This is a genomic window from Butyrivibrio sp., from assembly GCF_017940685.1.
Classification (GTDB): domain Bacteria; phylum Bacillota; class Clostridia; order Lachnospirales; family Lachnospiraceae; genus Butyrivibrio.
In genome coordinates this window covers 1-12,960 of record NZ_JAGAYD010000029.1, presented here as the reverse complement: position 1 = coordinate 12,960, position 12,960 = coordinate 1, and the positions used below count along the sequence as shown (strand labels likewise).

The following is a 12,960-nucleotide window of genomic DNA, read 5'->3' as shown; positions in this document are numbered from 1 at the left end:
GCTTATGCCTGTTGCTTCCACAATAACACTGGTGATAATGCTAATACCTCTTGTTAAGGTGGCTATCTTTTCACCCTATAACAACGTGGAAATCGTGGATACAGAGTTTAACAACAAGGGATATCTTGTGTTCTCCAAGCAACTTAAATTCATGGGATGCAGTGAGTATGCCAAGACTCTTTTTCCGGAGATAACAGAGTGGGAAATTGAAAAAGAAATTCCGGGTAATGGAGGAAAATTTAATACCTATATAAAGCCCGACTTCATGGAGTTTGTAAAGGATGATAAGCTTGATAAGAGCCCTGTGAGGGTTTATAAATACAACGACAATGTGTTTAGCTATGAGATAGGCAAGATTTTTAGAGACCAGTCACTCATGGGATATTATATCCGTGTTATGGATGTGACTGATGTTAAGGTAGAAGACTTCGGAATACTGAAAAAGGTAAACTGATATGAACATATGTCTTTTAAACGATTCTTTTCCGCCTGTTATAGACGGAGTAGCAAATGTTGTAATGAATTACGGGAGCGTTCTTACAGCTGAGCTGGGAGCCAGCGTTGTTGTAGGAACACCAAGGTACCCTGATGTTACCTACGAGGGATATCCATATAAGGTTATTCCTTATCCAAGCTTTGATACTACTGATTTTATTAAGGGTTACCGCACAGGTAACCCTCTTGCTATTAGGGAAATCGCCCAGATGGCAGAAAGTGCCCCTGATATCATTCACACTCACTGCCCGGCCGCTTCCACCATAATGGCAAGGATACTAAGAAGAGAAACAGGAGCTCCTGTTGTCTTTACATATCACACCAAGTTCGATGTGGATATAGAAAGAGCTGTGGGGGAAGGACTTCTAAAAAAGGAGACCATCAGAGTCATGGTCAGTAACATAGAAGCCTGCGACGATGTCTGGGTGGTATCTGAGGGAGCTGGCGATAATCTTAGGACTCTTGGCTATGAGGGCGATTACAGAGTAATGCCAAACGGTGTAGATTTTCCCAAGGGCAGAGCGTCCGAGACCATGGTAAAAGAGCTTGAAAAGACCTATGACATACCAGAAGGAGTAACACTATTTCTTTTTGTTGGAAGACTTATGAACTATAAGGGCCTTCCTCTTATTGTGGATGCCATAAAAGAGCTGTCAAAGGAAGGCAGTGATTTTAGAATGGTATTTGTCGGCGGTGGAGCTGATGCTTGTGAACTTCAAAAGAAGATAAAGGACTATGGCATATGTCTTGATGTATATACAGAGGACGGAGCCCTTACTCACACGGATGGCCTTGAAGGTATGGCAGGGAAAGTTATCTTCACAGGCCCTGTCCACGACAGAGATAAGCTACGGGCATGGAACACCAGGGCGGATCTGTTTCTTTTCCCATCTACCTATGACACCAATGGAATAGTTGTAAGAGAGGCTGCAGCCTGCGGCCTTGCCAGCGTCCTTATTAAGGGCTCATGCGCGGCAGAAGGTATCACCAATGGAAGAAACGGATATCTCATAGATGAAAACAGCGCGTCAATGGCAGCTCTTCTAAAGCGCGTCAATGGCAATATTTCCGGGCTTCATGATACTGGGCAGATGGCTATGGACGAAATATACATCTCCTGGGAAAAGGCCGTAAGACTAGCCTACGACAGATATAAGGAGCTCAATGAGATGAAAGCCTCTGGAGAGCTTGGCATAAGGAAGCATCAGAGCTTTGAAAATCTCATGAACATGGCTGCGGTGGCTCTTGACGGAACCCAGAAGGCCTTTTTTGATACGCCCAGAACAATCTATGAGGGCATGAGAGAGAATTTTGAGGAATTTAGAAACGATATCACAGATGGACTTGAGAGAATATCAGACAGTATTACAGAGATAAGAGACAGGATTCATGATGGAGCAGACGGAAAATAAACGGGATTGGTATAAGAAGATGAGCTTCTACCAGATTTGGATAAGAAGCTTTGCTGATGGAAACGGCGATGGGATCGGAGACCTGTACGGTGTATATGACAAGCTTCCGTATATCAAGTCTCTTGGTGTTGATGGCATCTGGTTTTCACCGATCTATCCATCTCCCAACGCTGATTTTGGCTATGATATATCAGATTATAAAGATATTCATCCGGACTACGGAACTCTTGATCAGTTCAAAAAGGTCCTTGATAAAGCCCACGAAATGGGGCTTAAGGTCATTATGGATCTTGTCATCAACCACACGTCAGATGAGCATCCCTGGTTTATAGAAAGTAAAAAGGGTAAAGACAACCCCTACAGCGACTATTACATCTGGCGTGATAAGCCAAATAACTGGGATTCTCTCTTTGAGGGAGAGGCCTGGGAGTACGTTAAAGAGAGAGGTCAGTACTACCTTCATATCTTTGCAAAAAAACAGCCGGATCTTAACATGGATAATCCAAAGGTGCGAGACGAAGTTAAGGATATTATGCGCTTTTGGCTTGATATGGGGGTAGATGGCTTTAGAGAAGATGTTATCAATTTCATATCCAAGAAAGAGGGGCTTCCAAATGGACTTTTCTTTTTGCCTGCAGCCAAGGGAATGTCCCACTACAAGGATGGCCCTCACATTCACGAGTACCTAAGTGAGTTCAGGAAGGTATGCGATGAGTACGACTGCTTTCAGTTGGGGGAAGGCCCTATGACCACTGTGAAGTCAGCTATGAATTACCTGACAGGACCAACTAAGAGCCTTGATATGATGTTTTCTTTTGATCATATGATGGCGGACTGTCTGTACACGGAATATCTTCACAGACCATTTTCTCTTGTGAAGCTTAAAAAAGCTTTTACCAAGTGGCAGAAAGCTCTTGATGGCAAGGGGTGGAATGCCCTTTATATGGAAAACCACGATCATCCAAGGATCATCAGCAGATACGGAAGTGAGCATTTCCACAAAGAGAGCGGAACCATGTTGGCTGCATGTTATCTTTTCCAGCAGGGAACTCCCTTCATCTATCAGGGTCAGGAAATTGGCATGACCAACATTAAGCTCATGTCCATAGATCAGTATGTGGATGTATCTTCAATAACCAATTATCACACCTATCATCTCAAGGAGGATCCTGAAAGACGTCTTCACAGGATTCATTTATCCAGCAGGGATTCTGCCAGGACGCCAGTTCAGTGGGATGACAGCGAAAATGCAGGTTTTTCAAAGGTAAGGCCCTGGTTCTATGTAAACCCTAACTACAAGAAGATCAACGTTGCAAAACAGGAAAAGGACCCTGACAGTATCCTTAACTTTTACAGGAAGTGCCTTGCTCTTAGAAAGGGTTCAGATACCCTTATCTATGGTTCATACAATGAGTTCTTTCCCAAGGACCCCAACATCTATATGTACGAGAGGAGTCTTGGAAACGAAGCCTACCTTATCATCTGCTCTTTTTCAAGGCTTCCTGTAAAGCCAAAAAAGCCTGAGAAATATAAAGGAATGCACGGAGAACTAATCCTTTGTAATTACAAGGAAACAGGCAGATTCCTTAAGCCCTTTGAATGCAGGGTGTACAGGTATCCGAATACATAAAGTCACCGCTTTTGGAAAAATAAGAAGTTTATCCTAAAGAAAACTGTGAAAATAACCGATCTATTTTGCGTGCAGGGATGTTTACAACTGCAAAAACGTAAGCTATAATGAGCTTTACGAAAAACTAAATATGGAAAGCAAATATATAAAATGCCTTGCATCCTTTTGAGGCAGAGGTGTCAAATGCCCACAGGGCAGAGGATGTTGTAACTAATGGTGACTTACAGATTTTCAAAATCACATTACACAAGGAGGCAGATTATGTTTGATAGCTATTCAGTAAGGATCGACCTTCCTGCTACAGGGAACAAGATCAAGGAGCTAAGGTACGCACGTAACTACACAGTTTCACAACTGGCGGAGATCCTTCACAGCTCCGAGAACACGATCTTCAAATGGCAGCGCGGTGAGTGCTTGCCGACACTGGATAACCTGCTGGTACTCAGCATGATATTTGAAACACCAATGGATGATATCATCCAACGTGAGGGAAGGGGCGATGAGCCCCTTCTTCCTTTTTGTCTAAAACTCTAAAAGCCCCTATTTATCTGGCTTTCTGCCATACTAAACCTGGGCGTAATTTTCATTTTTTTCCCATTCAATTATCATAACACTTGAAAAGAATAAATGACCTGGAAAGGGGGGTTGCTAAATTGATAAAAGAACAAAGCAACATGATTCTGGGACAGGATATGGTGTACAGTCTTGATACCTATTCCACCAAAAGAAATAACAACGTCCTTGTGGTTGGCGCCTCAGGAGCAGGTAAGACCAGAGGCATAGTTAGTCCAAATCTGATGCAGGCCACTGGCAGCTACATTGTATCGGACCCTAAAGGCAGTCTTTACGACAAATATAAAAAGTATCTTGAAGAACGAGGCTACATCGTTAAAAAACTGGATTTTACAGATCCACTAAATTCAGTACATTACAATTTCCTAAGCTACATCAGTGAGCCTCAGGATATAATAAAAGCCGCTCACATGCTGGCCTATGAGGACATAAGTACACAGGATCCCTTCTGGGATCACAGCGCATCGATGCTGTTGTCATCACTGATAGCATATTGCATCGAAAATTTAAATGAAGATGAACAGAATTTCAGGAGCATTGAAAAGCTTCTGCAGGTTGCAAGGAGGGATCCATATTCTTCAAGTGAGATGAGTCTCCTGGACAGGCTCATGGACAGACATGAAAAGCTACATCCTGACAGTTGGGCAGTCAGACAGTACAGAAACGTGGCAGTGGCCCCAGAAAGAACTTACAATTCAATACTGATAACTCTGACCTCTAAAATGAGGAACTTCGGTACAGAGGAGATAACAGAGATGATGAAATGCGATGATGTGAACATCGCATCCATTGGAAAGAAAAAGACAGCCCTTTTTGTGGTAGTAAGTGACAGCGACAGATCCATGGATAATCTGGCTAATCTGTTTTTTACTCAGGCCATGAACGAGCTTTGCAGGTACGCAGACAAGAAGTGCAAAAACTATCGCCTGCCGGTTCCTGTACGATTCATCCTTGACGATTTTGCCACTAACTGCAGGATAGACGAATTTCCAAGGATGATCGCATCTATCAGATCCAGAGGTATATCCACAATGCTGATGATCCAGTCTGAGTCACAGCTTCTTGATTCTTATGGGCAGGATGGACATACCATCATCGGCAACTGCGACACATACGTCTATATGGGTGGAAATGACGTGGATACAGCAAAGGCAGTGGCAGAAAGGTGTGACCTGCCTGTGAAAAAGATACTTAACATGCCTGTAGGAAAGGGCGTTATCTTCAGAAGAGGTGAAGCTCCTTCCTGGTTCAGCGTTCTGGATCTTAAGAAATATGAGGAGCAAAACCATTTTGTCAACAGGCCTTATAAAGAAATCAGAACAAAAGATGAAAGGTCTTTAAGGACAAGGCTTTTGGGAAAAAACCAAAATGAAGAAAAGAAAGGTATGTGGTTACAAAGAGAAACAGAATATGATGAGCTGGTAAAGACTCTGGCAGAAACAATGGGAGGTTAACAATGAATATAGCATGGACACCTGCAGTTGAAGTTGAAAGCGCACACGGAGTAAGAGAGGTACCTCTTTACACCAGGCACCTGATGAACAGAAAAATCTTCCTTAATGGGGAGATAGATGAAACTATGGCAAACAGTTTTTTATCCCAGATGATGTACCTTGAAAATGAAAGTGACGACCCAGTTACAGTCTATATCAACAGCCCTGGAGGAGAGGTAAACGCAGGGCTTCTTATCTACGATGCCATTCAGTGCAGCAGCCTGACCATCAATATGGTCTGCACAGGGCTCTCAGCCAGCATGGCTGCGATCCTCCTTGCAGGAGGGCAAAAGGGCCACAGATTTATCCTTCCCCACAGCAAGGTTATGATCCATGAACCCCTGATATCAAGTGGCGTGGGCGGATCAGCGACATCAATCAAAAACATCTCCGACAAGATCCTTGAAACCAGATCCATAGTAAATGGAATCCTTTCAGAGCACACAGGAAAGACTCTTGAGGAGATTAACGAAGCTACCAGATACGATAATTACATGAACGCAGAAGAAGCCATAGAATTTGGTATCTGCGATGAAGTGATATCATCGCTGATATAAATGAACATTAAAAAACAAGGTGCTTTCCTCCCCGGGAAAACACCTTGTTTTTCTTTTTTTCTCTGAATTATCTTAAAAAGATCATCAGCCGCCAAGAGTCTTGCTCACAAGTTCTCTTGAAACGGTCTCATCAAGCTCTACAGCGTCATAGACTGTACCATCGGCATCTACTATGATTCCTGTTACAAGGTCCTCATTGAAGTAGTAGCCGTACTCTTTTTCGCCACCAATGAGCTTGGAATAGGGCTTGCCATCAGCAGTTGTGGCATCCTCTGTTGTCCACATACCGTAGTCAAGATGACCGTCCTCTACATAGATGTAGATGATGTCGCCCTGGTCGTTTCTAAACATTGCAATCTCGATGTCCTTAGCAGCGTCATCACCTGTCTTAAGTCCGCCCATGAATACAAGGGTGTCCTGAACAGCCTGAATCTGCTCCTCAAGGCTCATCATTTCCTCGCCTGCAGTCTCTGCAACTTCTGTAGTAGCCTCTGCTACCTCTGAAACAGCCTCAGTAGCCTCAGAAACCTCAGTAGCTGCCTGCTCTGCGTTCTTACCACATGCCACAAGAATTCCAAAGATTGTTGTGACAGTAAGACCTGCAAGCACCTTTCTTAATATCTCAGTTTTCATAACATCTCCTCCCTCAAAGATATGTTTTACAACCAGTTTTGAATTCTAGCACTAGATTTAGTGGCTGTATATACCCGAAACCGAATATTTAGAGAAAGTTTATAAATGGTTTAAAGAATGTTTCTTTGCCATATGCAATTAACATTGTAGAAGAAGTGCACAGTAAGCAGTTCTTTTTTTCTGGCAATTTTTGCAATGTTATTACGAAATGGACATGATAGAATAGAAACGTGAAAGCACTTACATTAGTCAAGATTTGCAACTTTTTGACCTAAATATGAAGTGAAATAGAATATTGTTTACATTATGATGATAGTGGTTTTATAAGATTTCATGTATTGGAGGTAGTTATGGAACTTAGAACAGCATGTTCACCTAAGGACGAGAAGTACTATGACACCAAGAGACTCAGAGAGGAATTCCTCATCGACGACCTGTTTAAACCAGATGATATCAAGCTTGTATACAGCCACATCGACAGGATCATCACAGGCTCTGCAGTTCCTGTAAACAAGGAGCTCAAGCTTACAGCAGGCGATGAACTGCGCGCCGAGTATTTCCTTCAGAGAAGAGAAATGGGTGTTATCAATATCGGTGGAGATGGCGTCATCACCATTGATGGTAAAAAGTATGAGGTAGAGTACAAGCAGGGCATGTACATAGGAATGGGCTCAAAAGATATCTCTTTTGCCAGCAAGGATTCTAAAAACCCTGCAAAGTTCTACATAAACAGCGCACCTGCCCACAAGACATATCCAACAGTTCTTATTAAGAGAGAGGGCACACCTTCTGAAGATGTTGTGATCATCAAGGATGAGAACAAGAAGGAACTTGGAAGCCTTGAGCAGGCCAATCACAGAGTCATCAACAAGTACATTCTTCCAGGCCAGGTTGAGACCTGCCAGCTGGAGATGGGTATGACTGAGCTTAAGCCAGGCAGCGTATGGAACACAATGCCATGCCACACCCACGATCGCAGAATGGAAGTTTATCTGTACTTTGATATCCCTGAGGATGCTCTTGTAATGCACTTTATGGGAGAGCCTACAGAGACAAGACACATCATCATGAGAAATGAGCAGGCAGTTATAAGCCCAAGCTGGTCAATCCACTCAGGATGCGGCACACAGGCTTACACATTTATCTGGGGAATGGTTGGAGAAAACCAGGACTTTGATGACATGGACGACTGCGCAATGACAGATCTTATGTAATTTTTCATTTGTAAACAATAAACATTTACTTATAGGAGGGTAATAAAATGGGAGACTTTTTAAAGAACTTTTCACTTGAGGGTAAGATTGCATGGATCACAGGTGCTTCTTACGGACTGGGACTTGCATATGCAGTAGCTTATGCAGAGTCAGGAGCTAAGATCGTATTTAACGACATCAACCAGGAGCTTGTAGATAAGGGACTTGCTGAGTACAAAAAGCGCGGCATCGATGTTTACGGTGCTGTATGTGACGTAACAAAAGAGGACCAGGTTGTTAAGTTTGTTGCTGACGCTGAGAAGGCAATGGGCGGAACAATCGATATCCTTGTTAACAACGCAGGTATCATCAAGAGAATCCCTATGACAGAGATGACTGTTGATCAGTGGCAGCAGGTTATTGATGTAGACCTTACAGGTCCTTTCATCTGCTCCAAGGCAGTTCTTCCTGCAATGATCAAGAAGGGCAGCGGTAAGATCATCAACGCATGCTCAATGATGTCTGAGTTTGGCCGTGAGACAGTTTCTGCTTATGCAGCAGCTAAGGGCGGTCTTAAGATGCTCACAAGAAACATCTGCTCTGAGTATGGTCAGTACAACATCCAGTGCAACGCCATTGGACCTGGCTACATCGCAACACCTCAGACAGCACCTCTTCGTGAGAAACAGCCTGATGGATCAATGCATCCATTCGACAGATTCATCCGTTCCAAGACACCTGCTCAGAGATGGGGCAAGACTGAGGACCTTATGGGACTGGCAGTATTCCTTGCTTCACCAGCATCTGATTTCATCAATGGCCAGGTAGTTTATATTGACGGTGGTATTTCTGCTTACATTGGACAGGATCCTAACAACCTTGATCCAAGTAAGTTCACAGATATTGATGAGAATGAAGCACAGTAATTAAGTGTAAATAGTTATAAGGAAAGAAAGGTAATAACAATGGATAAGATTTGTGAAGAACTTTACAAAATTGGTATTGTGCCTGTAATCGCAATCGACGACGCCAAGGACGCTGAGCCCCTGGCAGAGGCACTTATTAAGGGCGGACTTCCTGCTGCTGAAGTTACATTCAGAACTGCAGCTGCAGAGGAGGCTATCAGGATCATTTCTCAGAAATTCCCTGAGATGATCGTAGGAGCTGGTACAGTACTCAATAAAGAGCAGGCTGACCACGCTAAGGCAGCAGGTGCCAAGTTCATCGTAAGCCCTGGATTCAACAGATCAAATGTTGAGTACATCCAGTCAATTGGTGTTCCTGTAGTTCCTGGAACAGCTTCTCCTGGAGAGGTTGAGCAGGCTATCGAGCTGGGACTTGACTGTGTTAAGTTCTTCCCTGCAGAGCAGAACGGCGGTATTGCCAAGATCAAGGCTATGGCTGCTCCATACACCAAGATGCACTTCATGCCAACTGGCGGAGTTACCAAGGACAATTTAAACGACTACCTTGGATTTAACAAGGTATTCTGCTGTGGTGGTACCTGGATGGTTAAAAAAGACATGATCGCAGCTGGCAAGTTCGACAAGATTGAAGAGATGACAAGGGATGCAGTTAATGCAATGCTTGGCTTTAAGCTTAAGCACGTTGGAATCAATCAAAGTGACGCATCAGCAGCTGAGGCAGTAGCTGATAAGTTTGATAACCTCTTTGGATTTACCAAGAAGGTTGGCAATTCTTCAGTATTTGCAGGATCTTTTGTTGAGGTTATGAAGGCTAAGGGCCGCGGAGAGTGCGGACATATCGCAATTGGCTGCAATAACGTTGACAGAGCTGTTTATCACCTTTCAAAGCAGGGCGTTAAATTTGATGAGTCATCATTTGCATATGATGCTGATAACCACCTTAAGGTTGCTTATCTCGCTGATGATTTCGGCGGATTCGCTGTACACCTTGGGTTAAACTGAATACTTAGCGAGGTTTTATCGAGCTTAGTATGAAGTTTGTTCTGGCGAGCGAAGCGAGAGCAGAACTTCATTATAGATATTTAGGAGGAATAACAAATGGCAAAAAAGGTAATTACATTTGGTGAGATCATGCTGCGTCTGCAGCCAGATAACTATTTAAGATTCGTACAGGTAGACCATCTTGAGGCTACATTTGGCGGCGGAGAGGCTAACGTATCAGTTTCTCTTGCTAACTATGGTCTTGATTCTGTATACGTAACCAAGCTTCCTAAACACGAGATCGGACAGGCAGCTGTTAACTCTCTTAGAAAGTACGGCGTTGACACTTCTAAGATCACAAGAGGTGGCGACAGAGTAGGTATCTACTTCAACGAGAAGGGTGCTTCTCAGAGAGGTTCAAAGTGCATCTATGACAGAGCTCATTCAGCAATTGCTGAGGCATCTCCTGCAGACTTCAACTGGGATGAGATCTTTGAGGGCGCTGAGTGGTTCCACTTTACAGGAATCACACCAGCTGTAAGTGATTCTCTTGCAGCTATTACATTAGAGGCTTGTAAGAAGGCTAAAGAGCATGGCCTTACAGTTTCCTGTGACCTTAACTACAGAGGTAAGCTCTGGAGCAAGGAGAAGGCAGGCAAGGTTATGGGCGAGCTCTGCCAGTACGTTGACGTATGCATCGCTAATGAAGAGGATGCTAATGATGTATTTGGTATCGCTGCTTCTTCAACAGATGTTACAACAGGTAAGCTTAACAGAGAGGGCTACATTGAGGTTGCTCAGAAGCTCACAGAGAAGTTTAACTTCAAGAAGGTTGCTATTACACTTCGTGAATCTATCTCAGCTAACGACAACAACTGGAGCGCTATGCTCTACACAGATGGACAGGCTTACTTCTCCAAGAAGTACGCTCTTCACATCGTTGACCGTGTTGGAGGAGGAGATTCCTTCGGCGGTGGACTTATCTACAGCTGTGTAAACGGCTTTGGACCACAGGAGACAATCGAGTTCGCTGTTGCTGCATCTGCTCTTAAGCACTCAATCGAGGGCGACTTCAACCTTGTAACTGTTGATGAGGTTAACAAGCTTGCAGGTGGAGACGGTTCAGGACGTATCCAGAGATAATAAAGTTCACAAAAAATTACTAAAATTAATCCAAAAAGCGCCATGTTTTCTGTTTTAAAACATGGTGCTTTTTTGTATAATAAAAATGCGGGTTTGTTTTTTATATAAAATTGCCCGTTAAGGAGACAAGGTGCAGATACCCGGTTGGATAATCCTCAATTTTTATACCGCACTTTTGTTAGTCCTTCTTTTGATATTTGAGAGAAAGACAATTCATACTACTGCGGGTGACAGGTTTGTAAGTATCGATGTTATGACGCTTATTCTGCTTGCCTGCGAAACTATAGGACACATCGGGGAGCTTTATCCGGAAAATTATCTTTTTCTTACCAAGATAGGGTACTACGTCATATATGCACTGGACCCTGCAGATTATCTTTTCGCGATTCTATATATAAATTGCTGGCTTAGTGATACAGGCAGGACAAAGGGTAGAAAGTATTTTGTCCTTTCATATTGGATATTTGTTGTCGCTAATTTGGTTCTGGTAACTGTTTCCACATTATTTGATCTCAAGTGGTTTTACTACTTTGATGGAACTGAATATTTAAGAGGACCATTGTTCCTGCTTAGGGCAGTTTTGCTGATGCTATTTTGCCTGCTTCTTTCTGTTTACACAGTTATTTATCGAGGCAGCATCTATGCAGATTACAGAAAGGCTATCTTTTCCCTTCCAACTCTGGCAGCAATCGGAGCGCTTTTGCAGATCCTGGCTCCTGATATGGACATGACTTATGCGTCTATAGCCGTAGGGCTTCTGATCCTTTTTTTCCAGCTGCAGAGCAAGAACCTTGATGTGGATTACTTGACTGGAGCCCTCAACAGAAGAGGACTTGATATTCGTCTGGAGGAGGCTATAAGGAACGCACAGTTAAGTGACCGGACTTTTTCAGCTATCATGCTGGATCTGGACCGATTTAAGCAGATCAATGACACATACGGACATATTGAGGGTGATTATGCCCTTAAGAAGGTGGCAGAGATCCTGTTTCAGGTTTTTTCCCAGGAGGCTTCCATCGGAAGATTTGGAGGAGATGAGTTCTGTATCCTTACGGAAGTGCAGGATGAGAGAGCTCTTTCCGATATTGTGGACATAGTAGAGGATGAGCTTGACAAGTGGAATTATAAAAAAGAAAAGCCCTACAAAGTAGAAGTTAGTATGGGGAGTATGGTCTATGACCCTGAAACAAAAATGAATGCAAAACAGTTCCAGATTGCAATTGATGAGCTTATGTATAATCAGAAGCGCAAGCACCATCTGGCAGATAATAGAAGACAAGGTGAGGAACAATAAATGAAGCTTGATAAGACATCAGAGACTTTACTTGTTTTTATGGCTGTTCTTGTCATTATAGTAACTGCGTACTACGTAGAAGATATCAGCCTTAGAAACAATGTCTCTCTTGAATACAATCAGGATATGAGTCTTACTGGAGTCAGACTTTCTGACAAGGTCTACAGTACCTGCCAGAAGGTTAAACAATGGAAAAATGCCAAGGATTTTGGCCTTCAGTTTGAGTTCACCCTCTACAACAATGAGAGGTCCAACATCAGTAACTGGACCATTGAGATGGAGGTTCCTGAGGATGCTGTGATCGCTGACTGTTGGAATGCTGGCACCAGCGTAAAAGATGGGATCTTATACCTGACCCCGCTTGCCTATAACTCCATCATCCCCAATAATGATCAGATCACCTTTGGCTTTATCATAAATACTAAGGACAACACCTTCTCCCCTACATTTATGCATCTTGTGGGATACAAGGCAGCTATTGTTTCAGATTCAGCGATCAAGAGACTTATTTACATAGCCTTTGTAATCTGGGCAGTTCTCTTTGTTGGATTCTTTGTAACAAGGTTCAACTTAAAGAACTACAGAGAAAAGCAAAAGACAGACGTAAAGATCATCCTTCAGTCAATGAAT

General features: G+C 43.2%; 13 protein-coding genes. 12 read left to right on the top strand and 1 reads right to left on the bottom strand.

What is annotated here, in order from left to right; genetic code table 11:
- The 6 genes from J6I68_RS02310 to J6I68_RS02285 all read left to right on the top strand — a co-directional run.
- Positions 1 to 454 (top strand): hypothetical protein (locus J6I68_RS02310; RefSeq protein ID WP_292216969.1); only part of this gene is annotated, 454 nt, incomplete at its 5' end.
- A gap of 1 nt (position 455) precedes the next feature.
- Positions 456 to 1,907: a glycosyltransferase gene (locus J6I68_RS02305; protein ID WP_292216967.1), complete on the top strand. Its 1,452-nt coding sequence runs from the start codon at positions 456 to 458 to the stop codon at positions 1,905 to 1,907.
- Positions 1,885 to 3,537 (top strand): alpha-glucosidase, encoded by a 1,653-nt coding sequence (locus tag J6I68_RS02300; RefSeq protein WP_292216965.1) that lies wholly within the window; start codon positions 1,885 to 1,887, stop codon positions 3,535 to 3,537. Before J6I68_RS02305 ends, J6I68_RS02300 begins: the two co-directional genes overlap by 23 nt.
- A gap of 261 nt (positions 3,538 to 3,798) precedes the next feature.
- On the top strand, positions 3,799 to 4,071 hold the full coding sequence (locus J6I68_RS02295; protein ID WP_292216964.1) for a helix-turn-helix transcriptional regulator: 273 nt from the start codon (positions 3,799 to 3,801) through the stop codon (positions 4,069 to 4,071).
- Positions 4,072 to 4,190: 119 nt separating this feature from the next.
- Positions 4,191 to 5,564, top strand: a complete 1,374-nt coding sequence (locus tag J6I68_RS02290) for a VirD4-like conjugal transfer protein, CD1115 family (protein WP_292216961.1) — start codon at positions 4,191 to 4,193, stop codon at positions 5,562 to 5,564.
- A gap of 2 nt (positions 5,565 to 5,566) precedes the next feature.
- A complete protein-coding gene (locus J6I68_RS02285; protein WP_292216960.1) occupies positions 5,567 to 6,160 on the top strand; it encodes a ClpP family protease in 594 nt (197 codons plus the stop codon).
- Positions 6,161 to 6,244: 84 nt separating this feature from the next.
- Here J6I68_RS02285 and J6I68_RS02280 read toward each other — a convergent pair whose 3' ends face one another.
- Positions 6,245 to 6,793 carry a hypothetical protein gene (locus tag J6I68_RS02280; RefSeq protein WP_292216959.1) on the bottom strand — a complete coding sequence of 183 codons (549 nt, stop codon included), beginning with the start codon at positions 6,791 to 6,793 and terminating at the stop codon, positions 6,245 to 6,247.
- A gap of 350 nt (positions 6,794 to 7,143) precedes the next feature.
- On the opposite strand from J6I68_RS02280, the gene kduI reads away from it, so the two are divergent.
- The 6 genes from kduI to J6I68_RS02250 form a co-directional block, all read left to right on the top strand.
- Positions 7,144 to 8,007 (top strand): 5-dehydro-4-deoxy-D-glucuronate isomerase, encoded by an 864-nt coding sequence (kduI, locus tag J6I68_RS02275; protein WP_292216957.1) that lies wholly within the window; start codon positions 7,144 to 7,146, stop codon positions 8,005 to 8,007.
- Between the two features lie 47 nt (positions 8,008 to 8,054).
- Positions 8,055 to 8,912 carry a gluconate 5-dehydrogenase gene (locus J6I68_RS02270; RefSeq protein WP_292216955.1) on the top strand — a complete coding sequence of 286 codons (858 nt, stop codon included), beginning with the start codon at positions 8,055 to 8,057 and terminating at the stop codon, positions 8,910 to 8,912.
- 39 nt (positions 8,913 to 8,951) lie between these two features.
- The gene (locus tag J6I68_RS02265; protein WP_292216954.1) at positions 8,952 to 9,914 is read left to right on the top strand and encodes a bifunctional 4-hydroxy-2-oxoglutarate aldolase/2-dehydro-3-deoxy-phosphogluconate aldolase; all 963 of its coding nucleotides are present in this window, start codon (positions 8,952 to 8,954) and stop codon (positions 9,912 to 9,914) included.
- Between the two features lie 96 nt (positions 9,915 to 10,010).
- Entirely contained in the window at positions 10,011 to 11,036 is a 1,026-nt protein-coding gene (locus tag J6I68_RS02260) for a sugar kinase (RefSeq protein ID WP_292216953.1), read from the top strand.
- Between the two features lie 130 nt (positions 11,037 to 11,166).
- Positions 11,167 to 12,330, top strand: coding sequence for a GGDEF domain-containing protein (locus J6I68_RS02255; protein ID WP_292216952.1), 1,164 nt, complete (start codon positions 11,167 to 11,169; stop codon positions 12,328 to 12,330).
- A partial coding sequence (locus tag J6I68_RS02250; protein WP_292216950.1) for a cellulose binding domain-containing protein occupies positions 12,331 to 12,960 on the top strand: 630 nt, incomplete at its 3' end. It lies immediately after the preceding gene.

Excerpts from the sequence above, each read along its gene's own strand:
- J6I68_RS02265 (WP_292216954.1), top strand. The coding sequence starts at position 8,952 with ATGGATAAGATTTGTGAAGAACTTTACAAAATTGGTATTGTGCCTGTA.
- kduI (WP_292216957.1), top strand. The coding sequence starts at position 7,144 with ATGGAACTTAGAACAGCATGTTCACCTAAGGACGAGAAGTACTATGAC.
- J6I68_RS02295 (WP_292216964.1), top strand. The coding sequence starts at position 3,799 with ATGTTTGATAGCTATTCAGTAAGGATCGACCTTCCTGCTACAGGGAAC.
- J6I68_RS02280 (WP_292216959.1), bottom strand. The coding sequence starts at position 6,793 with ATGAAAACTGAGATATTAAGAAAGGTGCTTGCAGGTCTTACTGTCACA.
- J6I68_RS02300 (WP_292216965.1), top strand. The coding sequence starts at position 1,885 with ATGATGGAGCAGACGGAAAATAAACGGGATTGGTATAAGAAGATGAGC.
- J6I68_RS02260 (WP_292216953.1), top strand. The coding sequence starts at position 10,011 with ATGGCAAAAAAGGTAATTACATTTGGTGAGATCATGCTGCGTCTGCAG.
- J6I68_RS02305 (WP_292216967.1), top strand. The coding sequence starts at position 456 with ATGAACATATGTCTTTTAAACGATTCTTTTCCGCCTGTTATAGACGGA.
- J6I68_RS02285 (WP_292216960.1), top strand. The coding sequence starts at position 5,567 with ATGAATATAGCATGGACACCTGCAGTTGAAGTTGAAAGCGCACACGGA.
- J6I68_RS02270 (WP_292216955.1), top strand. The coding sequence starts at position 8,055 with ATGGGAGACTTTTTAAAGAACTTTTCACTTGAGGGTAAGATTGCATGG.